The sequence below is a fragment of the Bradyrhizobium lablabi genome, from assembly GCF_018131005.1.
In the GTDB taxonomy this organism is placed as follows: Bacteria; Pseudomonadota; Alphaproteobacteria; order Rhizobiales; family Xanthobacteraceae; genus Bradyrhizobium; species Bradyrhizobium lablabi_D.
On record NZ_JAFCJK010000003.1, the window covers coordinates 459306 to 485942 of the forward strand.

At 62.9% G+C, this 26637-nt stretch carries 23 protein-coding genes and 1 pseudogene; 9 read left to right on the top strand and 15 right to left on the bottom strand.

Annotated features, from left to right (window positions below; all coding sequences use genetic code 11):
* The first annotated feature begins 190 nt into the window (after positions 1–190).
* From clpB to JQ553_RS12110, 8 genes are all read left to right on the top strand, one after another.
* On the top strand, positions 191–2803 hold the full coding sequence (clpB, locus tag JQ553_RS12075) for an ATP-dependent chaperone ClpB (protein ID WP_212500149.1): 2613 nt from the start codon (positions 191–193) through the stop codon (positions 2801–2803).
* Positions 2804–2904: 101 nt separating this feature from the next.
* Positions 2905–3162, top strand: a complete 258-nt coding sequence (locus JQ553_RS12080; RefSeq protein WP_212500150.1) for a DUF2171 domain-containing protein — start codon at positions 2905–2907, stop codon at positions 3160–3162.
* A 186-nt stretch (positions 3163–3348) separates the two neighbouring features.
* Entirely contained in the window at positions 3349–4404 is a 1056-nt protein-coding gene (locus JQ553_RS12085; RefSeq protein ID WP_212500151.1) for a Dyp-type peroxidase, read from the top strand.
* Positions 4397–5212 (top strand): family 1 encapsulin nanocompartment shell protein, encoded by an 816-nt coding sequence (locus JQ553_RS12090; RefSeq protein WP_212500152.1) that lies wholly within the window; start codon positions 4397–4399, stop codon positions 5210–5212. The genes JQ553_RS12085 and JQ553_RS12090 overlap by 8 nt, the downstream gene beginning before the upstream one ends.
* Positions 5213–5297: 85 nt before the next feature.
* The gene (locus JQ553_RS12095; protein WP_212500153.1) at positions 5298–5492 is read left to right on the top strand and encodes a hypothetical protein; all 195 of its coding nucleotides are present in this window, start codon (positions 5298–5300) and stop codon (positions 5490–5492) included.
* 194 nt (positions 5493–5686) lie between these two features.
* Positions 5687–6085 (top strand): Hsp20/alpha crystallin family protein, encoded by a 399-nt coding sequence (locus JQ553_RS12100; RefSeq protein WP_212500155.1) that lies wholly within the window; start codon positions 5687–5689, stop codon positions 6083–6085.
* Between the two features lie 8 nt (positions 6086–6093).
* Positions 6094–8469: an endopeptidase La gene (gene lon, locus JQ553_RS12105; RefSeq protein WP_212500156.1), complete on the top strand. Its 2376-nt coding sequence runs from the start codon at positions 6094–6096 to the stop codon at positions 8467–8469.
* Between the two features lie 75 nt (positions 8470–8544).
* Positions 8545–9990, top strand: coding sequence for a DUF5107 domain-containing protein (locus JQ553_RS12110; protein WP_212500157.1), 1446 nt, complete (start codon positions 8545–8547; stop codon positions 9988–9990).
* Between the two features lie 41 nt (positions 9991–10031).
* On the opposite strand, the gene JQ553_RS12115 is transcribed toward JQ553_RS12110, so the two are convergent.
* The 7 genes and pseudogenes from JQ553_RS12115 to JQ553_RS12145 form a co-directional block, all read right to left on the bottom strand.
* The gene (locus tag JQ553_RS12115; protein ID WP_312015129.1) at positions 10032–11039 is read right to left on the bottom strand and encodes a class I SAM-dependent methyltransferase; all 1008 of its coding nucleotides are present in this window, start codon (positions 11037–11039) and stop codon (positions 10032–10034) included.
* A gap of 238 nt (positions 11040–11277) precedes the next feature.
* Positions 11278–12060 (bottom strand): 3-hydroxybutyrate dehydrogenase, encoded by a 783-nt coding sequence (locus tag JQ553_RS12120; protein WP_212500159.1) that lies wholly within the window; start codon positions 12058–12060, stop codon positions 11278–11280.
* Between the two features lie 44 nt (positions 12061–12104).
* Positions 12105–13280 (bottom strand): patatin-like phospholipase family protein, encoded by a 1176-nt coding sequence (locus JQ553_RS12125; RefSeq protein WP_212500377.1) that lies wholly within the window; start codon positions 13278–13280, stop codon positions 12105–12107.
* A gap of 93 nt (positions 13281–13373) precedes the next feature.
* Positions 13374–14108: pseudogene (locus tag JQ553_RS12130) on the bottom strand (acetoacetate decarboxylase); the annotation flags it as partial.
* A gap of 79 nt (positions 14109–14187) precedes the next feature.
* Positions 14188–15405 carry an NAD(P)/FAD-dependent oxidoreductase gene (locus JQ553_RS12135; RefSeq protein WP_212500161.1) on the bottom strand — a complete coding sequence of 406 codons (1218 nt, stop codon included), beginning with the start codon at positions 15403–15405 and terminating at the stop codon, positions 14188–14190.
* Between the two features lie 115 nt (positions 15406–15520).
* Entirely contained in the window at positions 15521–15838 is a 318-nt protein-coding gene (locus JQ553_RS12140) for a hypothetical protein (RefSeq protein ID WP_212500162.1), read from the bottom strand.
* Positions 15839–15938: 100 nt separating this feature from the next.
* Positions 15939–16889, bottom strand: coding sequence for a helix-turn-helix transcriptional regulator (locus tag JQ553_RS12145; RefSeq protein WP_212500163.1), 951 nt, complete (start codon positions 16887–16889; stop codon positions 15939–15941).
* Between the two features lie 516 nt (positions 16890–17405).
* Between JQ553_RS12145 and JQ553_RS12150 the strand changes: the two genes are divergently transcribed.
* Positions 17406–18353, top strand: a complete 948-nt coding sequence (locus JQ553_RS12150; RefSeq protein WP_212500164.1) for an AraC family transcriptional regulator — start codon at positions 17406–17408, stop codon at positions 18351–18353.
* Between the two features lie 27 nt (positions 18354–18380).
* Here the strand turns inward: JQ553_RS12150 and JQ553_RS12155 are convergent, their stop codons facing one another.
* The 8 genes from JQ553_RS12155 to JQ553_RS12190 all read right to left on the bottom strand — a co-directional run bounded on the left by JQ553_RS12155 (position 18381) and on the right by JQ553_RS12190 (position 26635).
* Entirely contained in the window at positions 18381–19307 is a 927-nt protein-coding gene (locus tag JQ553_RS12155; protein ID WP_212500165.1) for a catalase family peroxidase, read from the bottom strand.
* Positions 19308–19524: 217 nt separating this feature from the next.
* Complete coding sequence (locus tag JQ553_RS12160; RefSeq protein WP_212500166.1) at positions 19525–20226, bottom strand: SDR family NAD(P)-dependent oxidoreductase; 702 nt, start codon at positions 20224–20226, stop codon at positions 19525–19527.
* A gap of 39 nt (positions 20227–20265) precedes the next feature.
* Positions 20266–21072 (bottom strand): glutathione binding-like protein, encoded by an 807-nt coding sequence (locus JQ553_RS12165; RefSeq protein ID WP_212500167.1) that lies wholly within the window; start codon positions 21070–21072, stop codon positions 20266–20268.
* Positions 21073–21151: 79 nt separating this feature from the next.
* Positions 21152–22351 (bottom strand): ABC transporter substrate-binding protein, encoded by a 1200-nt coding sequence (locus JQ553_RS12170; protein WP_212500168.1) that lies wholly within the window; start codon positions 22349–22351, stop codon positions 21152–21154.
* Positions 22352–22433: 82 nt separating this feature from the next.
* Positions 22434–23594 carry an iron-containing alcohol dehydrogenase gene (locus JQ553_RS12175; RefSeq protein ID WP_212500169.1) on the bottom strand — a complete coding sequence of 387 codons (1161 nt, stop codon included), beginning with the start codon at positions 23592–23594 and terminating at the stop codon, positions 22434–22436.
* Between the two features lie 38 nt (positions 23595–23632).
* Complete coding sequence (locus JQ553_RS12180; protein ID WP_212500171.1) at positions 23633–24403, bottom strand: enoyl-CoA hydratase-related protein; 771 nt, start codon at positions 24401–24403, stop codon at positions 23633–23635.
* Between the two features lie 11 nt (positions 24404–24414).
* Entirely contained in the window at positions 24415–25425 is a 1011-nt protein-coding gene (locus tag JQ553_RS12185; protein WP_212500172.1) for a nitronate monooxygenase family protein, read from the bottom strand.
* A 22-nt stretch (positions 25426–25447) separates the two neighbouring features.
* Positions 25448–26635, bottom strand: a complete 1188-nt coding sequence (locus JQ553_RS12190) for an acetyl-CoA C-acyltransferase (protein WP_212500174.1) — start codon at positions 26633–26635, stop codon at positions 25448–25450.
* Between the last annotated feature and the right edge of the window lie 2 nt (positions 26636–26637).

Genomic DNA, 26637 nt, shown 5'->3' on the forward strand with positions numbered 1-26637 from the left:
CCGCGGACTGGTTCCATTGTTGACTATCCTCGGAAACGATCACACCATGACAACGATCGGCGCCGCAACGCCCGCCGGCGTCTCGGCGAGTGACTTCGTGGTTGTCATCGTCCCGTTGTCTTGTCGACGGCGCAGATGTGTGGCACGCAGCAACTTCTGTCACCTGGCGCCATTGCCTGGAGGTGCCGCGATGAACATTGAAAAATACACCGATCGCGTAAAGGGCTTCATCCAGTCGGCACAGTCGCTCGCGATGCGCGAGGGCCACCAGCAATTCTCGACGCTTCACATCCTCAAGGTGCTGCTGGATGACAGCGAGGGCCTCGCGGCGGGCCTGATCGATCGCTCGGGAGGCAATTCGCGTGCAATCCTGAAGGCGACCGAAGAGGCCCTGGCAAAATTGCCGAAGGTGACCGGTGCCGGTTCGGGACAGATCTATCTCGCTCCGGAGACCGCGCGCGCCTTCGCCGCCGCAGAGCAGGCCGCGGACAAGGCGGGCGACAGCTTTGTCACCGTCGAGCGCCTGCTGCAGGCCCTCGCCGCCGACAAGGACAGCGAGGCCGGCAGGCTGCTCGCCAGGGGCGGCGTCAGTCCGCAGAACCTCAACGCTGCGATCAACGCGCTGCGCAAGGGCCGCACCGCCGACAGCGCTTCCGCAGAGAACGCTTACGACGCCTTGAAAAAATATGCCCGCGACCTGACGCAATCCGCCCGCGATGGCAAGCTCGATCCGGTGATCGGCCGCGACGAGGAGATCCGCCGCACCATCCAGGTGTTGTCGCGGCGGACCAAGAACAATCCCGTGCTGATCGGCGAGCCCGGCGTCGGCAAGACCGCGATCGTCGAGGGACTGGCGCTGCGCATCGTCAACGGCGACGTGCCGGAAAGCCTGCAGGACAAGGCGTTGCTCGCGCTCGACCTCGGCGCGCTGATCGCGGGCGCGAAGTACCGCGGCGAATTCGAGGAGCGGCTGAAGGCCGTGCTGCAGGAGGTGACGTCGGCGGAAGGCGGCATCATCCTGTTCATCGACGAGATGCACACGCTGATCGGCGCCGGCAAGGCCGATGGCGCGATGGACGCGTCCAACCTGCTGAAGCCCGCGCTCGCCCGCGGCGAATTGCACTGCATCGGCGCGACCACGCTCGACGAATACCGCAAGCATGTCGAGAAGGACGCCGCATTGGCGCGACGCTTCCAGCCGGTCTTCGTCAGCGAGCCGACCGTGGAAGACACGATCTCGATCCTGCGCGGCTTGAAGGACAAGTACGAGCAGCATCACGGTGTGCGCATCGCAGACTCGGCGCTGGTCGCGGCGGCGACCCTGTCGAACCGCTACATCACCGACCGCTTCCTTCCCGACAAGGCCATCGACCTGATGGACGAGGCGGCGGCACGACTGAAGATGCAGGTCGATTCCAAGCCGGAAGAACTCGACACGCTCGATCGCGAGATCATCCGCCTCAAGATCGAGCAGGAGGCGCTCAAGAAGGAGACCGACCGCGGCTCGAAGAGCCGCCTGGAGACTCTCGAGCGCGACCTGACCGAGCTGGAAAAAAGGTCGGCCGACCTGACGTCGCAATGGCGGTCGGAAAAGAGCAAGCTTTCCGATGCGCAGAAGATGAAGAGCGAGCTTGAACACCTGCGCACCGAACTCGCCAACGCACAACGCAAAGGGGAATTTCAGAAAGCGGGCGAGCTTGCTTACAGCCGCATACCCGAGCTCGAGAAGAAGCTCGCGGCCGTCGAGGCCAGCGAGACGTCGTCGATCAGCGAGACGGTGACCGCCGACAATATCGCGCAGGTGGTCTCGCGCTGGACCGGCGTGCCGGTCGACAAGATGCTCGAGGGTGAAAAGGACAAGCTGCTGCGCATGGAGGAGATGCTCGGCAAGCGCGTGGTCGGCCAGTCGCAGGCCGTTCGCGCGGTCTCAACGGCGGTGCGCCGCGCGCGCGCCGGCCTGCAGGATCCCAACCGTCCGATCGGCTCTTTCATGTTCCTGGGCCCCACGGGCGTCGGCAAGACAGAGCTTGCCAAGGCCCTCGCCGAATATCTGTTCGACGATGAAACCGCGATGATTCGTCTCGACATGTCCGAATACATGGAGAAGCACTCGGTTGCGCGATTGATTGGAGCTCCTCCCGGCTATGTCGGCTATGACGAGGGCGGCGCGCTCACCGAGGCGGTGCGGCGCCGGCCTTATCAGGTCGTGCTGTTTGACGAGATCGAGAAGGCGCATCCCGACGTCTTCAACGTGCTGTTGCAGGTGCTCGACGACGGCCGCCTCACCGATGGCCAGGGCCGTACCGTCGACTTCCGCAACACGCTGATCATCATGACCTCGAATATCGGGGCGGAGTATCTCGTCGCCCAGCCGGATGGCCAGGACACCGGCGCGGTGCGCGAGCAGGTGATGAACATGGTGCGTGCCCACTTCCGTCCCGAATTCCTGAACCGCATCGACGAGATCATCCTGTTCCACCGCTTGCAGAAGAACGAGATGGGCCGGATCGTCGAAATCCAGTTCACGCGGCTGCGGAAGCTGCTCGAGGATCGCAAGATCGAGCTGTCGCTCGATGCCAAGGCGCGGGACTGGCTGGCGGAGAAAGGCTGGGATCCGGCCTATGGCGCCCGGCCGCTGAAGCGCGTGATCCAGCGCAGCGTGCAGGACCCGCTCGCCGAAATGATCCTCGCCGGCGACGTGCGCGACGGCTCGCAGGTGAAGATCTCCGCGACCAAGGCAGGCCTCACCTTCAACGGCAAGACGCCGGAAACGACACAAGCGGACGAGTTCGAATCGGTGTGAAAAGAACCTGGACGCCGGACGGCGTTGTTGACGCGCCATTCATCGCGCGTCGTCGATTGCGAGGCATCATCGCCGTGCAAAGCTTCAACCAGGAGGAAGCCATGTCGGAGCACAAGATCGAACACAATATGGAGGTGATCGGGGCCGACGGCGTGCATGTCGGTACGGTCGATCGCGTCATCGACAACCGCATCAAGCTCAAGAGGCACGACAGCGGAGACGGGATGCACAAGGATCATCATCACTACATCGAGCTCGGCTTCGTCGCGGGCGTTGAGGGCTCAAAGGTCCGTCTTTCCGCGAATGCCGCCATCGCGGTGACCCTCGAGGAGGAGAGGTCCGGAAAACCTGTCGATTGAAGTCGCGGCTACGGCCTCTGGCAATTTGACGATACGGGCACCACTCCGCGAACACGGTCGAGCCAGGCAATCCGGGCCCTTGTAAAGGCGCCGGTTGCATGCTCCTCTCCTTGTGTCGTGGTCGCCTGCCGGCGCTCTGTCCTGCTCCCTGCGGCCGCGGGATGACAATTCAACAAGGAGTGACGCGTGCCATCAGCCGTCCCGCAACCGGTCGCTGCGAAGCTGACGCGTGCCGCTATCTTCCTCGTCGTCACGATCAAGCCTGACCCGGACCATGATGCCGTCGTGCGGTCGCTGTGCGGTGACCTGGGTGCTCTTCTTCGCGCCGTGGGCTTCCGTGACCTCGAGGGCCGGCTCTCATGCGTCATGGGAATCGGCTCCGACGCATGGGACCGGTTGTTCGACGTGCCGAAGCCGAAGGATCTGCACCCGTTCCGCGAGATTCACGGACGCCATCATGCCGTCGCAACGCCGGGCGACATCATGTTTCACATCCGCGCGGTGAGCATGGACCTGTGCTTCGAATTGGCGGCACAGATCATGGCGCGGCTCGGCGACGCAGTCGCCACGTCGGACGAGGTGCACGGCTTCAAATATTTTGACGAGCGCGACCTGCTCGGTTTCGTCGACGGGACGGAGAATCCGGTCGATCAGGCGGCCCTTGATGCCACCATTATCGGCGAGGAGGACGCTGCATTCGCTGGCGGCAGTTACGTGATCGTGCAGAAATACCTTCACGACTTGAAGGGCTGGAATGAACTGCCCGTCGAGATGCAGGAAAAATTCATCGGCCGAACCAAATTGTCCGACATCGAGCTGGACGATGCGGTCAAGCCGACCTACGCGCACAACGCCCTGACCACGATCGTGGAAGACGGCGAGGAGCTCGATATCGTGCGCGACAACATGCCGTTCGGCGAGGTGAGCAAGGGGGAGTTCGGCACCTATTTCATCGGCTACGCAAGATCGCCGCACAGGATCGAGCAAATGCTTGTGAACATGTTCGTGGGCCGGCCGCCGGGCAATTACGATCGTCTGCTCGATTTCAGCCGCGCCGTGACCGGCACGCTGTTCTTCGTGCCTTCGGCGACATTCCTCGAGGAGGCCGCGGACATGCCGCCCGCGGCTGCGGATCCGTCCGCAGGCGAAGCCAAGGCCAACAACGCGCCGACATCGAACATGCCGCCGTCCGACGGCTCGCTCGGGATCGGCTCACTCAAAGGAGAAGCTGGACATGAATAATCTTCATCGGGGACTCGCCCCCATCTCGGACGCGGCATGGGCCCAGATCGAAGAGGAGGCCTCCCGCACCGTCAAGCGCCATCTGGCGGCGCGGCGCGTGGTGGACGTGGAAGGCCCGAAGGGAGCCGATTTTTCGGCTGTCGGCACCGGCCACCAGCGGCAGATCCACACGCCGGGTGACGGAATCGAAGCGGCACAGCGCGACGTCAAGGCGCTCGTCGAGCTGCGCGTTCCGTTCGAACTCACACGTCAGGCGATCGACGACGTGGAGCGCGGCGCCAACGATTCCGACTGGGAGCCGCTCAAGCAGGCGGCGCGCAGAATCGCCTTCGCGGAAGACCGGGCCGTCTTCGACGGCTACGCCGCTGCAGGCATTCAGGGCATCCGCGAGGGCAGCAGCAACCCCGTGCTGACGTTGCCGTCCAGCGTAAAGGGCTATCCCGGCGTGGTCGCGCTGGCGGTGAGCCAGTTGCGGCTCGAGGGCGTCAATGGACCCTACACGCTCTTGCTGGGCACCGAGCCATACACCGCGATCGGCGGCGCGACCGACGACGGCTATCCAGTCCTGCAGCACATCCAGCGTCTCGTGGATGGAAAGATCATCTGGGCGCCCGCCATCGAGGGCGGCATCGTGCTCACCACCCGAGGCGGTGATTTTCAGCTCGCGCTCGGCCAGGACATCTCAATCGGCTACCTGAGCCATTCGGCGACCACAGTTCGCCTCTACTTCCAGGAGACCATGACCTTTCTCATGCTGACAAGCGAGGCCTCGGTGGTGCTCGCGCCGGAAACGAAGAAGCCTGCCTAGCCGGGGCCGGTCGCGATTCGTCCAGGCGGCGATGGATGTCTCGCGCTCGATCTCGTCAATCTCGAACCGGATGAGGAGACACCCAATGCAGGAATATGACCTGTACATCAACCCGCAGAAGGCATCGATCGGCCTCTATGTCCGCAAGGGCGCAGGCCTCCCCGACCTCGCCGACTCCAAGGACTGGGTGTTTGACGGCACCGCGGCGCAGGCCGATCTGCCGCCGGCGCTTGTGAAGCAGATCGAGACCAATGGTCACGCCTTTCGCGATATGGATTGAGCCTCCGCGTTTGCTCGCGATTGGATCGTGACGTCGTGTCGTAACTGCTCCGGCCCGCGCGGCCGCGCGCCCAACAAAAAAGTGAACAGCCATTCATGGGTGAAAGTTATTTCTGGCGGCACGGTCGCGAGCCGCGTTGAACCTGCCTGGTTTGGGAGTAAGTTGTGCGAGACGACTGTCTTGAGAGGCCGCAAATGCCGACACGAGATCCGTTTGACTGGATGCTGTCCGAGGCGATCGAATCGCTGACCCGCGCCGAGCGGCTGCAAAAGCGATTATTCAGCCTGCAGCCGAGCGCAGGGCCCGCCTGGGAGCCTCCGATCGATGTGCTCGAGACCGACCGGGAACTGTTGATCTTTGTCGCGCTGCCTGGCGTCGATCCGGATCACGTGATTGCGGCGATCGACAACGACACATTGATCATCACCGGACAACGGATCCTGCCGGCTGAACTGCAGGACGCGCTGATCCGCCGGCTAGAGCTTCCGCAAGGCCGCTTTGAACGCCGGATTGCCTTGCCGGTCGGGCGCTATGCCGTCAGCCGCTACGCCTCGAACGGATGCGTCGTGCTGCGCTTGTCGAAATCTGCGTGAGAGGCACCATGTCGCCTGACAACGATACGGCGGCTCCGGCTGCCGCCGCTCCGAAGACGGAATCAGTATCGATCCCATCGGATGCCATGATCATCATCCCGGTGCGCAATGTCGTGCTGTTTCCCGGCGTCATCGCACCCATCACCATCGCCCGCGCGAAATCGATTGCCGCCGCTCAACAGGCCCTGCGCGAGCAGCGGCAGGTCGGAATTCTCCTGCAGCGAAACCCCGACGAAGAGGACCCGGCTCCCGATGGACTCCATCGGGTCTGCACGGTTGCCAACATCGTGCGGTACATCACCGCGCCGGATGAGAGTCATCACGTTGTCTGCCAGGGCGTGCAACGCGCCCGTATCCTGGATTTTCTTCCGGGCACCCCGTTCCTGGCCGCGCGCGTCCTTCACATTCCGGAGCCTGCGGCAACCTCTCCCGAAATCGAGGCGCGGTTTCTCAATCTGCAAAGACAGGCTGTCGAGGCCGTTCAATTGCTCCCGCAGGCGCCGCCGGAGCTCGTGACCGCGTTTGAGGCCATGACATCTCCCGGCGCTCTGGCCGATCTCACCGCCTCCTACATGGACATCAAGCCGCAGGACAAGCAGGAGATCCTCGAGACCATCGACCTGTCGTCCAGGATGGACAAGGTCTCGAGCTACCTGGCAGAGCGGCTGGAAGTGCTCCGCCTGACGAACGAGATCGGCCAGAAGACCAGGGCCGCTTTCGACGAGCGCCAGCGCGAAGCCATCCTTCGCGAGCAGATGGCAACGATCCAGCGCCAATTGGGCGAAGGCGACGGCAAGAACCAGGAAGTCGCGGAACTGACCGCGGCGATCGCCAAGGCGAAGATGCCGTCCGAGGCGGAAAGCCAGGCCAAGAAGGAGCTTCGCAGATACGAGCGGATGCCGGAATCGGCCGCCGAGGCCGGGATGGTTCGCAGCTATCTCGATTGGCTGATCGATCTGCCCTGGGCGCTTCCCGATGAGAAGACGATCAACATCAGCGAAGCCAGGCGCATTCTCGATGAGGACCATTTTGGTCTCGAGAAGATCAAGGCGCGCATCATCGAGTATCTCGCGGTCCGCAAGCTCGCACCTCACGGCAAGGCGCCGATCCTCTGCTTTGTGGGTCCGCCCGGCGTCGGCAAGACCTCGCTCGGACAGTCGATCGCGCGCGCCATGGACCGCCCTTTCGTTCGCGTCAGCCTCGGCGGCGTTCATGATGAAGCCGAGATCCGGGGGCACCGCCGCACCTATATCGGCGCCCTGCCCGGTAACATCATCCAGGGCATCAAGAAGGCCGGCTCGCGCGCCTGCGTCATGATGCTCGACGAGATCGACAAGATGGGGCGCGGCATTCAGGGCGACCCGTCGGCCGCGATGCTCGAAGTGCTCGATCCCGAGCAGAACGCGACATTCCGCGACAACTACCTCGCCGTCCCCTTCGATCTCTCGCGCGTCGTGTTCATCGCGACCGCAAACATGCTCGACACGATTCCGGGACCGCTGCGGGATCGCATGGAGATCATCAGCCTGCCCGGGTACACCGAGGAGGAGAAACTGGAGATTGCACGGCGCTATCTGGTTCGCCGGCAGCTCGAGGCGAACGGCCTCAAAACGGACCAGGCCGAAATCGATGACGACGCGCTCAGGCTCATCATCAAGGGGTATACCCGCGAGGCCGGCGTTCGCTCTCTCGAGAGGGAGATCGGCAAGGCGCTGCGGTTCGCCGCGGTGCAGATCGCGGAAGGCAGCGCGAGCAAGGTCGCGCTCGGGACAAAGGATCTCGCAAGTGTTCTCGGTCAACCACGCTTCGAGGGCGAGATCGCCTTGCGGACCAGCATTCCCGGCGTCGCCACCGGGCTCGCGTGGACGCCGGTCGGCGGCGACATCCTCTTCATCGAGGCCACCCGCGTGCCAGGCAGGGGCGGGCTGATCCTGACTGGCCAACTCGGCGACGTCATGCGCGAAAGCGCGCAGGCGGCCCTGACCCTGGTGAAAAGCCGCGTGTCTCAGCTCGGGATTGATCCGGCCCTGTTTGAGAAGAGCGATATTCATGTCCACGTGCCTGCGGGCGCCACACCGAAGGACGGCCCGAGCGCAGGCGTAGCGATGTTTACGGCCCTCGCATCCCTCCTGACCGATCGTACCGTCAGGCACGACACGGCGATGACCGGAGAGATATCGCTTCGTGGTCTGGTGCTACCGGTCGGCGGCATCAAGGAGAAGGTCGTCGCCGCCGCGGCCGCCGGCCTTACCCGCGTCATGCTGCCCGCCCGGAACCGCCGGGATTACGATGACATTCCGCAGGGCGCGCGCGAGAGGCTGGAGTTCATCTGGCTCGAGAACGTCGACGACGCGATCTCACAGGCGCTGGCCGCCAAGAGCTGAACGACCGCGCCTCGGGTTTCTCCGTGGGCCGCTGGCGCGGGCCTCACATCACAGAATGTGTCGAAGGAGGCGCAAATGGCGATCCGTTGTCACTGGCGCATCTACGTCGGTATCACGCTTGCAATCGCCTTGGCCATCTGTGGATCTATTGCGGCCTCCGATGCTCAATCGCCGGCGCCTGACAAGGTGTCGCTCAGGGAGTCGACGATCACGTGGAGCACCGTCAAATATGCGACCGATGCGGAAAACGGATTCATTGACGGGTCGCTCAACAAGAACGTCATTGTCAATCGCACGCTGAAGGCAAAAGTGCTTGAGAATCGTTATCTGAAAGTAACGCTGGTGCCCGAATTCGGCGGGCGCATTCTTTCAATCATTTACAAGCCAACCGGCCACGAGGAGCTCTATCGCACGGAAGTTGGCGTGCCCTATGGCATCAAGGCGCGCAATTTCTATTACGACTGGCTGATGGTGTATGGAGGCATCTTTCCCACATTCCCGGATGCCGAGCACGGCAAGACATGGCTGAAGCCATGGGATTTCAAGGTGGTGAAGGAGGACGCCGACGAAGTGACGGTGGCGATGTCTCTGAGGGACGATTTCGCGTATAGCGCGCCACCGGCGAAATTCAGGATCGGCTCGACGGGTATCGAAGCGACCTACTATGTCACGCTGAAGGCCGAACGCGCCGCGCTCGACGCGCGCGTCGTGCTGAAAAACCCGCAAGCCAGGACGATCCAATATGAGTACTGGACCTGCACGACGCTCGCGCCTGGATCGGACCCGAAAAATCCCAGGACGACGGGGGGCGCTGAAATCATCGCGCCGATCTCGGCCTACACCACGCCCGCCTGGTCGGCCAATCTGGCCAAGAGCGACGAGAGTGCGGGCATGGGCAGTCACCGCTTCGAACAGCTGCGCTATTTCAAGAACTGGCCGACGATGGGCATCGCTTACGCATCGCCCGATATGCAGGGTGGCAATTTCTGGGGCGTCATCAACCACGATAACGAAGAAGGAATTATTCGGATCGCGGACAATACCGTCACGCGAGGCCTCAAGATGTGGACCTGGGGGTTTCCGTCATTCACCAACGAAATCGATGCACGCAAAGAGCCGACCGAATCGCGGCCCTACGTCGAACTGTGGGCGGGCGTGTCGGACCAGTTTTTCCATAGCGCTGATTTCCCCGCCCTGGGCGAGGTGTCCATTCGAGAGACTTACAGCCCGACCGTCGGCATGAGCAACGTGACTCATGCGAATGAGAACATTCTGGTCAATCTCTCCGCGGGGGCGTCCGGCGTGACGGCTCAGTTCTTCAGTATCGAACCGGCCACGCCGTTGCGCGTCGTGTTGCGGCGAGGCAATGCCGTCCTGTTCGATGACCGTGTCACGGCCGACCCGAACAATGGAAATCGCGTTACGGCCGGAATTCCTGCCGCTAGCAGCGGGCCGATACAATTGACGATTCAGACCATCGAAGGCAAGGCCCTGATCGCGGCCGAGACGAACGTAAGGTAGGTACCCAAGCGATCTCCGCTCTTGCAAGCCGGCAGCGCTGGTCAGGAGATTTTGTCGATCCTCACCCAGAGTGCGCTTCCCAGCGTCGATGAATTCCTGGCCGCGTCGGTCCATGCTGGCAAGCGTGATGGTGAAAACGCGAGGGCGGTCAGAGCGAGCGCAATCCGTTGCGCCTGGCTCCGCGGCAGGCCACGCACGAATTCGCCCACGCTACCGGGCTTCTCTGCCCTGGACAAGAAGCTCTCCACAAGGTCTTGTTTGAGGAAACTGACGAGCTTGAACGGTTCGCGCTCGCATTTGGTCAATTGCAGACCGTGCCGCCGACAGATTGCGCCGAACGCTTCCCTGGTCCAGCGGCCAATGTGGTTCGGCGGCACGTCGACCAGCGAGCCGTGGCGTTCCATGAAATAGGTTCTGATGTCATTTGGCACGGCGATGAACACGGACCCTTGCGCCTTTAGAAGATATTTCAATCGCGCGAAGACTTCATCCACCCGGTCCATGTGCTCGAAGACCTGAAACATGCAAATAATGTCGAACGCCTCTTTCATGGGCTCGAAGCTGTCCGATCGAAGGTCGCTGGAATAGGCGTTGAAGCCTTTCAATTTCAGGACGGATATCGCCTGCTCGTTGTAGTCGACCGCATAAATGTCCGACGTGCGGAACAACTTGTTGTTGACGAGATCGAGAAAATACCCAAATCCCGCTCCCACATCGATGACAGTTCTTCCCGCTGTCTTCATGACCCTGAACTCTTCGATCGTCCTTGCGTACTCCCACTTCATGGTTGGATAGGAAGGGTGCGGCGCGGCCAGATTATAAAATTCGGGCCCGCCCGCGACGAACGGCTCTGCGAAGCCGAAACCGCAATCCGCGCATCTGCGGACGTCACATCTGCTGCAGCCCCAAAGCAGCGCCAGGTGCCGTGTCAGCTCCTTCGAGCGATCTGGATACTGACGTGGATTGACGAAACTTCGGGAGGCCTGGTCCGCTGTTACATCGAACAGTTTGGCAGTTGAGTGACCGCCACATGCAGGACAATTGCTCATCTCATCGGGCGCTGTTCAGGTCTGCGACCGCATGGTGCTTGAGCTCGGCAGCCCCGTCATCATTCAAATGGAGGTTGGTGAAACCTCGACGGCGCAATTGCGCGAGCCAGCTCTCGGAACCGCTTGTAAAACTCGGTCAGCCGCATCGCGGATGCGGCTGGCCTCAACTGGTCTCCATCGCGCGCTCAATGTCCTCGGCGAATGGATCGGCGATTTAGCCGTTTGCATGCTCCGCCGATTACTGTGCCGTCCAACCACCATCGACAGAGATCGTCGTGCCGGTGATCTGGTCTGCCGCGGCCGAACAGAGGAACGCGACGGTGCCGCCAAGCTGCGCCGGAGAGACGAAATCCGAGGACGGTTGCTTCTCGGCCAGGAGATCTTTTGCGGCTTCCTCGTGACTGATGCCTTTTTGCGAGGCGATGTCGTTGATCTGTTTTTCGACCAAAGGCGTGAGCACCCAGCCGGGACAGACGGCATTGCAGGTCACGCCGCTTCCGGCGGTCTCAAGTCCGACCACTTTCGTCAGGCCGACCAGTCCATGCTTGGCCGCGACGTAGGCTGCCTTGTGCGTTGATGCGACGAGGCCATGCGCGGAGGCGATGTTGACGATCCGTCCCCAACGTTGCTTTTTCATCTGGGGCACCGCCGCGGCAATGCCATGGAAGGCCGCCGACAGGTTGATGTCAATGATCGCGTTCCACTTCGCAGGCGGGAATTCTTCCACCGGCGCGGTGAACTGTATGCCGGCATTGTTCACAAGGATGTCGAGGCGTCCGAATCTCTCGATCGTCGTGGCGATCAATCCGCGCACGGCTTCTTCCTTCGACATGTCCGCGCCGTTGTAGACGACGCTCACTCCGTGCTCGCGCTCGATCCCGCTGCGGACCGCCTCGATCTCGCCTGCATCGCCGAAGCCGTTCAGCACGAGGTTGGCGCGGAGCCTGGCCAACTCCCTGGCGATCCCCAGCCCGATGCCGCTGGTGGATCCGGTGACGATGGCTATCTTGCCCTTCAGCATGAGGGGTTCCTTTCGATGCTTTGAGAGATGAAACCTGCCGCCGCTCAATCACGGCGATGAATATCGTGGGTGACGAGGCCGAGCTCGGGAGCCGGCGGGTCCAGGCGCCGCGGATCGGCCAGCGTGCGGCGGATGTCCTCCAGCCCGCTCTGCCAGTGGGCACGCATCGCGTTCAACCCGAACTCGTAGTCCTTTGAATGGCCCTCGTAGATCTTGGACTGGTAGATCAGGTGGATGATGTTGCAGGAGCGATGACGGGCCATCTCCGCGATGGCACGGATTTCCGGATCCTGCCTCGCGGCTTCAGGCAACAGCTCTATCGTGCGCTGCAACGCCTGACGCATCTTCTGCATCCGCTTTGCCTGGTCCGTGATCGCGCGCGTGCGGCTGGAATATTGGATGTCCTTTTGCCGGCTCGACACTTCCATCATGTCGTAGGGAACGCGGCCCTTGGCCGACCAGAGATCAATCTGGAAGGTCAGCGTGTCGCACGGATCACCGGACAACACTCGAGAGAGGGGCGTATTCGAGACCACGCCACCATCCCAATAGTGTTCGCCATCAATTTCGACCGATGGAAATCCCGGCGGCAAGGCGCCTGAGGCCATGAAATGCTCGGCTCCCAGCCGGCGCTCGGCCGTGTCGAAATAGACCAGATTGCCGGTGCGGACATTGACCGCGCCGACGCTGACACGCACCTCGCCCGAATTCAGCCGATCGAAATCGACCAGCCGCTCCAGCGTCCGGCTCAGTGGAGACGTATCGTAGAAGCTTGTCGCCGCGTCGCCTGAAAAGGGCGACCAAAGCGGCGGCGGGAAGCGTGGCTTGAAGAAGCCGGGCTGCCCCTGAACCAAGGCCCTCATCGCTGCGAATGCATTGTGCAGCGAGCGCATGTCGAAAGCGAACGGCATGGCATCGGCAAGCCCCTCGCCGGCTGGCCATTCCACGGGAGTGGCACAGATGGTTTCCCAGAATTCGCGCAGGCGCGCCACGCGTTCGGCTTCGGGCGAGCCGCCGATGATCGCGGCGTTGAGCGCGCCGATCGAAATGCCGGCGAGCCAGTTCGGCCGGATGCCGGCCTCATGCAGGCCCTCATAGACTCCCGCTTGATAGGCTCCGAGCGCTCCACCACCCTGCAGCACCAGGGCGATGACGTCGTACGGCAGCGATTTGGTCTGCTGCGACACAGGATCGATTTGCTCGCGTAACACGTTCAGCATTTCCCAAACTCCCGATGTAACTGTTGATCCGATCAGCCGGCGTTCGCGTCGCATCTCGGAGGACGATCCGCGCCGCCGCACGGTCTCGCTCGGGGCGAGATAGTCGTGGACCACGGTGCCAAGCCCAAGCGTCAGGTCGGCGACAAGGTGCTTGGCTGACAGCACTTGAAGCACCGGCAATTCGGCGACTGGCGCCAAAGCATGCGAGCAGAGGTCGAGGGCCGCGGGTCCCGTCCATGCGCCCTTCACGGTGACGTCTTCGAGGTGGTAGCGCACCAGCTCGCAAATGCGCGGCGTGCCGTCGACATGCGGAATGATCTTGAGCAGGAAATTGGGTGCGGCAAGCTTCCTGGCTTCGAGCGCGGCGTCGAGGGCGCGGTGCTTGTAGCCCATGGTGCCGGTCGCGATACGGACCGAGCCGTAGTTCAAGGTGCCGACCAGCGTGTCGATCTCGACCGCGAGCTTCGGTTGCGCCAGCTTCTTGGGAAAGGCCCACAGCTCGCGCCCACCGGCTATGGGCGGATGATCGTTGAGAAACATCTGGTGGGTGAAGCTGCCGCGCTCGCCCTGGTAGGACACCCGGATGACCTGGCCGCTTTCGGTGTAGTCGCCGAAGCCGGTCGAGTCAGGCATGCGGATGAATTCGTAGTTCACCACCGGCTCGGTCAACTCGAGCGGAGCCGGCACGATCCGCCGCAACGCCTCGGGATCGGTGCGGTACTGGATGATGAAGTACTCGCGGTTGATGAAGCGATAGGGGCCGGGTGGAAAGGCCGGATTGGTCAGCGGCATGGCGAACGCTGTCGCGCGCACGGTCTCGTGTTTCATCGTGGTCGAACTCCAGAGTGATCTGAGGTGAGCGGGCCGCGCTTCGGCGGGAAAGCGCGGCCCGTTTCGCGTGAAGGGTCTAGAAGAATCCTGTCACATCAGTCACACGCTCCGGATCGGCCGAGGCCAGCGCGGCGGCGCGCTCGGGCCGCGGCGGATAGATCCAGACGGTGTTGATCTCCTGCTTGGTCTTCTTGGCGGCGTCGCCGACCATCGCCACCTCGCGCTCCCAGCCCCGCGTGAACAATGCGCCGGCTTTGCCGAGGTCGAGGCAGGTGACGTAACCCTTCTGGTGGTAGGGCTTGGTCGGAACGCCCAACAGTTCGGCGGCGGCATTGTTGCCGGCAAAGGCGCCCATCCGCGTGGCGTGCTGGCACGACATCAGCGCATAGTTGCCAATATCGTCGCATGCCGCCCTGGCGGCATCGCCGGTCGCAAAGACGCCCGCCACCGACGGCACGCGCAGATCCCGGTCGACGAGCAGCCGGCCGAAATTGTCGCGCTCTGAGGGAATCTGCGCGGTCAACGGAGCGGCGCGAATCCCCGCAGCCCAGATCACGGTCGCGCACTCGATGCGTTCGCCGTCAGATAACGTGACGCCGGACTTGTCCAGCGACGCGACGCCGGCGCCGAGCCGGGTCTCCACGCCGAGCTTGCGCAGAGCGTCCTCGATGACGGGGCGAGGACCTTCGCCCATGTCGGGCGCGATCGCCTTGTTGCGATCAACGATGATGACGCGAGGCTTGGCATCCTTGCCGAGGATCGCACGGAGCCGGGAGGGCGCTTCGGTCGCCGCCTCGATGCCGGTAAAGCCGCCCCCGGCAACGACGACAGTGTCGCGCGCCCTCGAGGCCGGCTGGCCTGCGAGACTGTGCAGGTGCCGGTCGAGCGCAATTGCGTCGTCGAGCTGGTCGACGCTGAACCCGTGCTCCGCAAGGCCTGGAACGTTCGGACGGAACAATCGGCTGCCGGTGGCCACGACCAGCCGATCGTAAGGCAGCGTCTTTCGTGCGCCCTTGGCGGTGACGAGTTGCACGGTGCGTGCCTTGGTGTCGACCGTCTCGGCGCTGCCCTGCACATAGACGACATCGATCGCGTTGAGGACGTCCAGGAGAGGCGCCGTCAGGGTCTCCGGCTTCGGCTCATAGAGCCGAGGACGAATCACGAGCGTCGGTTCCGGCGCGATCAGCGCGATCTCGAGCGCCTCGGGCGAAACGCCCTGGATGTCGCGCAGTCGGGCTGCGGAAAGTGCGGCGTACATGCCGGCGAAGCCGGCGCCTATGATGACAAGTCGCATGTGATCTACTCCTGTGGGTTGGCATTCTCGAATTTGCGCGCGTTACCGCCGCCGCTGATCGATGGCGGCAAGGCTTCTTGCAATCGTGAGTGGGGCAATGACGACGCCGGGCCCTCTATGGATGAGAGGCGCAGCCCGGCGTGAACGGCATCGGCACGGCACCTTCACATTCCGCGCGGCAGCCTCTGGACCCGAGCCATCCGCGGTGAAACGCACTTGTCAGCCAGTCTTTGTGGAGGATTTGCGCGCCGTCGTTGATCATGATGGACATCATGGGATTGGCGCCTCGAGCAGCCGGCGCCGGAGCTTCGATTTCTTCGCCCGCCGCGGAAGTGAAGCGAACGGTCAATGAAAGGCCGTATAGAAGGGCGGTCGCCACGACTCTGCGTCGCCGGGCGATTGCAAGGGAGCTGCCGAGCTTCCTCCAGTTCATCGCTTGTCTCCGTTGGTTGTGACGTAGGCACTGCGCTGATCTAGCGAATTGCGTACGCGACTGCCCCAGAGCGATTGCCGTATCTGAAGGGAGATTGCTGCTAACGCGTGCGTTTGCGCCAATCGCTAGGCGTTTCGCCGGTCAGCTTCCGGAACGCGGCAGCGAACGCGGTCTGGGAGGAATAGCCAAGCGCGGCCGCGATCGAGACGACCGATTCGTCCGTATCGCGCAGCATGTTCATGGCCTGGTCGAGCCGATGCTGGCGCAGCCAGGCATGAGGTGAAAGCCCGGTGCTTTCCTTGAAAGCTCTGCAGAAATGGAAGCGCGACAGCCCGGCGTCCGCAGCGAGCGCGCCGAGAGACACGTCCGCATCGCTGTCCGAGCGCAATCGCTCGATGGCGCGGCGCAGGACCGTCGGTGACAGCCCGCCCACGGTCGGGTGGACCACGGTTGACGAGCCGACATGCGCAGTCAGCAGGCGCGTCGCCAGCAGATCCGTCAGCTGTTGCCTGAACAGGTTATCCAGCGCCGCGTTGCCCTCGATGACATCAGCTGCACTCAAGAGCAGCCGCGAAGTGATGGAGTCGGGATGCCCCGTTCGTTCCAGCAGATCGCTGGGCGCGGCCATACGGGCTTCGCCGGCAACGCGCTGGAGCGTTGTATGCGGAAGGTAGAGCTGAACGACGCTGACGGGCCCAGCAATATCCCATCGCGAGGTCGAGCCGGCCGGAATGATCGTCACAACTCCAGGACGCGCCGTTCCAATCGCCGCTGATTTCCCGGTGCGTCGTTCCAGACGCTGTGGTCCGGCAGGATAGGTCATGACGACGTGATCGAGCATGGGCTCGACAACGTCGTGCAGGGCACCATGCTTCCAGTAGGCGATCGCGCCATTGGACGGGTCCGACGCAATGCGAAGCGGGTTGGTCTTGAGCACGCGGCTCATCTCCACATCGGCCCGGCGTCGCTCTGCGCTACGCAACTCGCGCGGACGCGTCTCGGAGGCAGCGGGCGGATCCGGCAAACGATCGTGCAAGATCGGCTTACTCATCGCTTGAGCTCGCGTTTGGAGGGTCATGCGCTCACTCCGTACAGACCTGGCCGTGGGCCAAATGAGACGCGGAGCCGTCGTGTGCTCGTAACGGCGAGCCGCGTAACGGTGTCGTGCGGCGAATCCGATCTCGCCGATTCAGTCGGGATTGTCGGTTTGTGTTTTCGGTGCGGTTACTAAGGGCTGAGCTGGCCGGCGTCTTTCCCAAATCGGCGGCGCTTTGTCCGATCCTGCTCCAAGCTCGCCATCGCTGGGCACTTTGCCGCATGCGACGAAAGTCGAAATTGTCAGCAGCGCGCGCTCTGACTCGCTGTTGCTGAACATGGCCATCGTCGCTGCCGCAAAATCAAGTCTAAATCACTTTGAATCAATTAACCGCGATTGATCCGGCATGCTGTCACAATCGCTACGCATTTCGCGAGCACCTAGACGGCCATTCGCTGATCCCCGATAATGAGCGTTCCCGCGGGGTGATTTGACCTGCCTTGTCCAACATTCACTGATAGGTCGATTTGTATGTCAGAGGCTGGCGGCCACGGACAGCGGCTCGGGCAGTTCGGTCAGAGACTCGGGCAGTTCTTGCACCTGGAGCATGCACCACCCTCGCTGATCACGCGTTCACTGCGCAGCGTCGAACTCGCGGTCACCGAGACGCGAAATGATGCTCCCGTGCCCGGTCTCTCCGGCTCTCTGACAGCAGAGGACGCCTTTCTCGTCAGCCTGAAGCTTCACGATTACCCCGACTGCGAGCTCTGGGAGCGCGGCAAATGCGTCATGAAGGCGGATGTCCAGGCGGGCGCAACATATCTTTACGACCTCAAGCGCGATCCGCGCTACGTAATCGACAAGCCGTTCCACTCGCTCTTTTTCTATGTTACGCGCTCGGCGCTCGACGGCATTGCTGAACAGTCAGGCGCGCCGCGCGTTGGCGACCTCGACTGCCGGCTCGGTGTGGGCCATGACGACGAGGTCATCCGTCATACGGGCGCGTCGCTCTTGCAAGCCCTGCGCCGGCCGGCCGAGACCAACCAGCTTTTCATCGATTACACGATGCTCGCGCTCACTGCCCACGTCGCTCAGACCTATGGCGGACTGCGGCGCGTCAGCGAACCGGCCCGCGGCGGCCTTGCCCCGTGGCAGGCGAAGCGGGCCTGCGAAAGGCTCGAGGCCGATCTCGGCGGAAAGTTCTCATTGCAGCAAATCGCGGCAGAGTTTGACCTCTCGGTCAGCCATTTTTCTCGCGCATTTCGTCTCTCGGTCGGCCTGCCGCCGCACCAATGGCTGCTCCGCCAGCGCGTGAAGGTGGCCAAGCAGTTGATGACCATCCGCGACCTTCCGCTGTCCGAGATTGCGATATCGGCCGGGTTTGCCAATCAAAGCCATTTTACGCGGGTGTTTTCGGCGGTGGTCGGCGCCAGCCCGGGAGCGTGGCGCCGCGAGGTGCACGGCGCCCCGGAAAGCTAATTCAGGACGGGGCCACACCGCATCCGGTCAGCGCCGCTTCGCCAATGAGATCGCGTAGGCCGCGCGGCGCGCTGCGAAGATCTCGTCCGGCGGATGACCGATGCCTTCGGCGAGGTTTGCCGGATTGAAGATGGACGCGTCGCATGCATCGTCGGCTTCAACGCCGGTAATGACGATCGATCCAAGTCGCACGGCGTCGCGCTTGTCCTCATCCGGCCAGCGGATGGTCACGTCCATGGTGGGATCGCCGGGACGGCCGAGCAGCGCCATCACGTTGAACCGAACACCGCCTGAAGCGATTCGATGTACGAGGTCCTCGTGCAGGAAGTCGGCCGATTTCGCCTTGGCCTCCTCCTCCGTCAGCGTGATTTCCCCGCCGGCCGGAACGACCCTGAATTTGATGAAGCGCGTCTCACCTTTTGAATTCGTGGCCGGGAAGGCGTGCACACCCCAATAGGCCGTGCCGGCAAAGCTCCCGGGCAGCGGGCGCGTGGCAATGTAGCTTGCCTGACGCAACGTTTCGGGATTGGCGGCGGAGAATGCCTTGACTTTCGCCACATTCACGTTGCCGTCCGGTCCAGGAATTCGCGCTTTGAGGAAAGCCAGCATCTGATCGAGCGTTCTCGCAAAGTGCACCGGCGCGCTTTCCGTGAGAATGTCCGAGCGATGGCTGTCATCACCGAGCCTGAAGCTGAAACCGCGCAGCACGAGCCCATTGGTATCCGCCACATTGGGATCGCCGCCGCCCATCGAGAAGCGCGCCAGCACGCGTGATGGCCGTGTGAAGCTTCGGGATTTCGTAATCTCCTGCGCCTGGTCCGACGGGGCATAGGTGCCGCGAACGCATCGGCCCTTGGCAAAGCTTGCCCGCGCCCTCGGCGGATTGCCAGCGACCGCCTTCAGGGCGTCGACGATCGACGCCGGCGTGGCGGCGCCGTCCGGGAACTTGGGCATAATGAGGCCTTGGTTTGAGCGTCCGGGGTGCGTTTTAGGCGCGGGAAAGATCCGGCGTCTTCCCTAAAGCGGCCATGCCTTGTCCGATCCTGCTCCAAGCTTGCGGTCCAAAATCCGGCCAGCGCACCCCGTGCACTTCCAGTCCGCGCTCGGCACAGCGTACCACCCCAGTCGACGACGGAGTTCTATGCCTTTGCGCTTCCGCCTTCGCGTGCGGTTACCAGGCTTCACCAAACGGCCGCAGTTCGACATTGAATGACCACGCGCTGCGATCCTGGTGAACGAGGTGCCAAATCTCGTTCGCGATCGCCCGCGGCTTAATGAAGAAGTCGTCCGGCCGGTCCGGCCAGCGCTTCCTCGTCCACTCCAGGTCGATGACAGCATCGATAACGACATACGCGACGTGCACTCCTCGCGGTCCCAACTCGCGCGCCATCGCTTCGGCCAGGATCCGCTGCGCTGCCTTGGTCGGCGCGAAGCCGGCGAAACCAGGCTTGCCTCGCAATGCCGACGTGTTGCCGGTGGCGACGATGGCGCCCTCACCCGCGCCAACCATCGCCGGGGCAAATCGCCTGGCGAGGTACAACAGCCCCATCGTATTGACCTGGAAGTTGCGATTGAGAATGGACGGATCGATCTCGCGGAACGTGCCGAATGCGCCGCCGACCGCGTTGTGGATGACGACGCCGGGATGACCGAGATCGCGCTCCACCGCCGAGGCCACCGCCTCGACCTGCGCGGGATCCGACACGTCGCAGCGATATCCCTTTGAGTTCGACAGCTCCTTCTCCAGCGCGGCAAGGCGCTCTTCGCTTCTTGCGAGAAGCGCCACGCGATAGCCGCCCTCGGCAAATCTCCTCGCGAGTGCCGAACCCGTGCCGGGTCCGACGCCGGTGATCAGGCAAACAGGCGCGGTCATGCGATTAATCCTCCTCGTTGCAGCCGGCAGACCTCGCGTTCAGGGTGCCGCTTTCGACAACAATTTTTCGACGTATGGCTTGAGCTCCGGCCTGAAATGCTCGTGCTCGAGCAACCGAGCGAAATGAGCAAACATCAGGGGATAATCGTTCTGGACGCGCGGGTGCAGGATCTGGTCCAGCCCACGCTCCCTCAACTGCTCCGCCCGCGCATGCTCATTCATGAACAGAGCAAGCTCTGCGGCAAAGCAGATATCGGCGAGCGTAATGCCGTTCCCCACCAGCGTCTCCTTCCGCGGAGACAACGCCTGTTCGAGTCCTGAGGCGTAGATCGCGAACGCCTCCTTGGCGCGCGCGTGAATCGCCGCGTCAACCGTGCCACCCGACAGCGCAAGGAGGTAGATTTGGGAGTCCCTCGCAAAGACCAGGCTGACATCCAGAAAGCTGTCGATCCGCGACGCCTCAAGGGCGTCACGCCCGTAGAGCGGAAACCCCGCCTCGCCCAGACGCGCCACTGCCCGCATGATGCTGTTCGACTCGAAAACTCCAATCCTTCCATCGGGCCCAAAAGCGGCGGGCACGTTGCCGAACGGCTGCGCCTCCAGGAAAGCCTCGGTCTTGAAGAGCTGGGCGCCGGCCAGCCCGACCCGCCCGGTGCGCGCGAAGGACGAAAGCGATTGACGTTCATTCGCGGCCAGAGGACGCGCGTCATAGTCCCACAACCAGTCCCGCAACTCCTTGCCCGACGCCCCTCTGACCTCGACCTCCAGGCAGCAGAACCGGGCAGCGATGGTCGCCTTCCATACACGGGGGTTCGGCAGGTATGAGAATATTCGCAAGTCAGCCATGGTGGAGCTCTCCTGACGAACTGTTTCTTCGCGCGGCGATGCCCATGCCTGTGCTCCCGGGCATCAGGTCGGCGGACGTCTACTCCGAGCCCGCGTCGAGAATTTCACCGAACTGCTCCCAGCGTGTCCCGGTCCAGCGCTGGAGTTGCAACTGCGTCCAGATCATGTTGTTGCTCTCGCTGGTGTTGATCCGGACACCGGGCAGCGCTGTCGGCAACGCGAGGCTCTTCAGAGACTTCGCCTGCTTGATGACGTTGTCTCGCGAGAGATCGTCGCCGCATTGCCGGAGGATCTGCTCCAGCACCATTCCTTGCTGATAGCCGGTGAGGTAGCTCGTGTTGCTGATATCGGATCCCGCCAGATATTTCTCGAAGAAGGCGCGGTAGGCCTTGACGCCCTCGTCATCCTTCCAATTCTCGTCGTTCGGATCCTTGTTCGGAGTGCCGACAATCACACCGACGGAGTTTTCCAGGCCCGCCGGCTTCAGCGTGCCGGCGACCGATGACGAGGGGAAATTGATAAAGACCATCGGCTTCCAGCCCGTCTCGGCCGCGCGGCGGATAGCCTGTGCGGCAAACTTCGGCGTACCTGCAATGAACAGAGCTTGGGCGCCGGAGCTCTTAAGTGCCACCACCTGCGAGTCAACCGTCGGCTCCGTTACCTCGTAACTGGCGGTGATCACACGCTTGTTGAAATCTGCGCCCAGGACGGCCTTGAAGGCGTTGACGTAGTCACGGCCAAGATCGTCGTTCTGGAACAGGATTGCGTATTTTGCCGTGGGCAAGGAACGCATCAGATATCTTGCGTAGATCTTCCCCTCGGTGTCGTAACTGACAAGGCCGGTGGTCGTGAGCGGATAGTCCTTGATAGCGGTGAACTTGCTCGCGCCTGTGACGATCGCGATCGTCGGCACCCGCTTCGTGGCAAGATATTTTGCCACGGCCGAATTGCCCGCCGTACCGAGCTGGCTGAACATGAACGCGATCTCGTCACTCTCCACCAACTTGCGCGCATGTTCAAACGCCTTCGGCGGGCTATATGCATCATCGAGAACAATGTATTCGATCTTGCGTCCGTTGATACCTCCGCGATCGTTGATCGATTGCACGTAGGCATGCACGCCGTGGCCAACCTGACCGATTGAGGAAGCGGCTCCACTTAACGGAAATATGCCCCCGATCTTGATTCCTGTCGCCGTGACGCCGGGCGCATCGCCCGCCCAGCAGGGTGCCGAAATCGTAATCGCAAGTGCATAGGCCAGTCGGATGCTTCGAAACACCGTACGTTCCTCCACTATTTGCGCGGTCTACCTATGGCCCGCGAAGTCGAACGCGAGGCTGGCTTCATCATCAGACCACTATTCAGGCCGCTAGCTTCAGTATCTTGACGACATCGGCTGGCTCGCGGATCGGTTGCGGGTTCGCGCGTGTAAAAATCGACAGCATCGCGTTCTTGCCGATCAGATCGAAACGGCCCTCGTCCACGCCGACCTCGGCCAGCCGCCGTGGCAGGCCGAGCTCCGCAATGAAGTCTGCGAAAGCTTCGCTGGCGTCGCGATCCGGCGCGCCGAGCGCCGCGGCTATCGTTTTCTGAGCGGCTTCTGTAGCCGGGTGATTGTACCGCAGCACACTCGGCATCATTACCGCTGTGCAGAAGTAGTGCGGTACGTCGCAGGTACCTCCGAGCACATGGCCGATGGCATGGCTCGCGCCCATCGGCACCCTTGCCTGCAATCCGAAGGCCGACATCCACGAGCCCAACTGACAATTCAGTCGCGCCTCTTCGTCGTTCGGGTCGTTCTTGGTGCGCAGCAGACCATCATGCAGATAGCGTAACCCCCGTTGACACACGGTATCGACGAGCACATTGGGACGGCTGGAGCAAATCGCCTCGATGCCGTGATCCATGGCGCGAGTGCCGGAGCCAAGCCAGAGTTTCTCCGGCGTGTATCTGGTCATCGCGGGATCGAGGATGATGCTGCGCGGCATCATCATGGGGTGATTGAAGATCTGCTTCAGCTTGCGCCTGACATCGGTGACCAGCGCGCCGGAATTGTATTCGCCGCCCGATAGTGTGCTCGGAATGGCGATCATACGGACCTTCGGGGTCCGGAATTGCCCGAAGCGCCGCTCCGGCGTGGTCTCGAAGCCATCGAGCCCGTCTTGTTCGAAAATCTCGTGCTCCATGCACATCAGCGCGATCTTGGCTGCATCGACCACCGAGCCGCCGCCGATCGCAACCACCAGATCGGCTTTCGCGTCCTTGGCTTGTCTTGCCACCTTGACCACCACTTCGCGCGTGGTGTGCTGCGGGATGCCGTCGAAGGTCGCGGCGTGACGGTCGCCAAGGGCCGTGCGGATCTTCTCGATCTCGCTTGTCGTCGTATTGAGCGTGCGGCTTGCGATCAGATAGACGCGTTTGGCACCGAGACGTTCGGCCTCGTCGCGCAGCGCCTCGGCCGCGGGCCTACCGTAGATCACCGATTCCATGGTCGGATACTGATAACTGCCCGCGCTGCCCATGCTCGCTCCCTCGGTGTTGTGATCCGCTCGCCCGTTGATCAGCCGACTTTCGAGAAATCCGGCGGACGCCGTTCGGCGAAGGCTGCAAACGCCTCGCGCGCCTCCGGTGTCTTCAGGCGCTCCTTGAACAATTGACTTTCTTCGGCAATCTGCGCCGCGATCCGCTGGTGATCACGCATCAGCTTCTTGGTCTGGCCCAGCGCGCCCGCGGGGCGTTTGGTCAGCGTCGTCGCTGCGTCAAGCGCCCGCTTGCGCAATTCGGCCTGCGGCACCACTGCGTTGGCCAGACCACACGCGAGCGCAGCGGACGCCTCCATCGGCTCGCCCAGCGCAAACATGGCGTAGGCGCGCGCATGTCCGATCCGCAACGGCAACAGCCAGCTCGACGCCGCTTCCGGAACCAGCGCGAGATTGACGAAAGGCGTGATCAGCCGCGCGTTGTCGGCGAGATAGACGAGATCGCAATGCAGCAGAATTGTGGTGCCGACGCCGACGGCATTGCCCTGCACGGCGGCGACCAGCGGCTTGCCGGCCTTGCTGATGGTCTCGATGAAACGGTGGGCAGGACTATCGACGGGAACCTCGCCGCGCGCTTGGCTCGCGAAATCGGCCAGATCATTGCCGGCCGTAAAGCTGTCGCCGTCACCCTGGATCAGCACCACGCGGACGGAGGCATCCGCCTCCGCCTTTCTCAGCGCATCAGATAGAGCGTCGTACATGGCGCCCGTCAGCGCATTCTTCTTCTCCGGGCGCTGCAGCGTCAGCGTTAGGATGCCGTTGGTGATTTCGGTTTTGACATGCTCGGTCATGGCGGTCTCCGTCAGGCCACTGCGCGGGCCGGTGCATTTTGAACGGTACCGTCGAGGAAGCCGGTCAACCGCTGCCGGATGATCTGCTCGGCCTCGACCATGATGCGGTCGATCAACCCTTTGACCGTCGGGACATCGTGGATCAGGCCGACCACCATGCCGCAGCTCCAGGCGCCGACATCCATCTCGCCCTCGATCATCACCTTGGGATAGACGCCGGCGACCTGCTCGTGGATGTCCTGGATTTTCAGGCTCGCGCCCTTCTCGCGTTCGATCTCGAGAAGCTGGTCGACGCCCTTGTTCTTCAGAACGCGCTCGGTGTTGCGCAGCGCGCGCATGACGAGGCGGGTATCGAGCTCGGTCGCCTCGACCAGCGCCTTCTTCACATTGGGATGGACTGGCGCCTCCTTCGTCGCGATGAAGCGGGTGCCCATGTTCATGCCGGCCGCGCCCATGGCGAGTGCCGCGACCAGGCTGCGCGCATCCGCCATGCCGCCCGAGGCCACAAAGGGGATCGTCAACTCGTCGGCCGCACGAGGCAGCAGAATCATGTTCGGGATGTCGTCCTCGCCGGGATGGCCGCCGCATTCAAATCCGTCAACGCTGACCGCGTCGCAGCCGATCTTCTCGGCCTTGAGCGAATGCCGCACCGAGGTGCATTTGTGGATCACCTTGATGCCGGCCGCCTTCAGCGCCGGCATGTACTGCTCCGGGCTGCGCCCGGCCGTCTCGACGATCCTGACGCCGCCTTCACGGATGGCGGCGATGTATTCCGGATAGGGCGGCGCCGTGAAGCTTGGCAGGAAGGTCAGGTTCACTCCGAACGGCTTGTCGGTCATCTCGCGGCAGCGCGCGATTTCCTTCGCCAGCAGTTCCGGCGTCTTCTGGGTGAGCCCCGTTATAATGCCAAGTCCTCCGGCGCTCGACACCGCCGCGGCGAGTTCGGCGAAGCCGACATAATGCATGCCGCCCTGGATGATCGGATGCTGGATGCCGAACAGTTCGGTGATTGCTGTCTTCACGATTTGCTCCCGCGTTTTCCGATCAGTGGACGATTTCAAACAGGCCGGCTGCACCCATGCCGCCGCCGATGCACATGGTGACCACGCCGTACTTGGCCTTGCGCCGGCGGCCCTCGATCAGGAGGTGGCCGGTTAGCCGCGCGCCGGTCATGCCGTAGGGATGGCCGATTGCGATCGAGCCGCCATTGACGTTCAACTTGTCTGGATCGATGCCAAGCTTGTCGCGGCAATAGATCACCTGCACCGCATAGGCTTCATTGAGCTCCCAGAGATCGATGTCGTCGATCTTCAGATTGTGGCGCTTCAGCAGCCTCGGGATCGCGGCGACGGGGCCGACACCCATTTCGTCCGGCTCGACGCCCGCGGCCACGAAGCCGCGGAAGATGCCGAGCGGCTTCAGGCCCTTCCTGGCCGCGATCTTGTCGCTCATGATCACGCACGCAGAAGCGCCATCCGAGAGCTGGCTGGCATTGCCGGCGCTGATCGTCTTGCCCTCGAACACGGGCTTGATCTTTGCGAGTCCTTCGGCGGTGGTGTCGGGACGCGGGCCCTCATCCTTCGCCAGGGTCACCTGCTGATAGCTGACTTCCTTGGTATCCTTGTTGACGACGGCCATCTTCGTGGTGATCGGCACGATCTCGTCGTTGAAGCGGCCGCCCTGCAGCGCCGCGCCGACGCGGCGCTGGCATTCGAGGCTGTATTCATCCTGCCGGTCACGGCCGATGCCGTAGCGCTCGGCGACGACTTCGGCGGTCTCCAGCATCGACATGTACATGTCCGGCTTCATCGCCATCAGCTCCTCGTCGACGGCGTGGAAGCGGTTCATGTGTTCGTTCTGCACCAGGCTGATCGACTCGATGCCGCCTCCGATCGCGATCTCGACGCCGTCAAGCATCACCGAGCGCGCGGCGACCGCAATCGCCTGCAGCCCGGAGGCGCACTGGCGGTCGATCGTGGTGCCGGCGACCGTGACCGGGAGGCCGGCGCGGATCGCGCCCTTGCGCGCAACGTTCATCACCATGGTGCCCTGCTGCATCGCACAGCCCATCACCACGTCCTCGACCTCGCCGGGCGCGATGCCGGCACGCTTCACTGCCTCGGCCATCACATGGCCGGCCATGGTCGGTCCGTCGGTGTTGTTGAGCGCGCCGCGATAGGCCTTGCCGACGCCGGTGCGGGCGGTGGAAACGATCACTGCTTCAGTCGTCATGC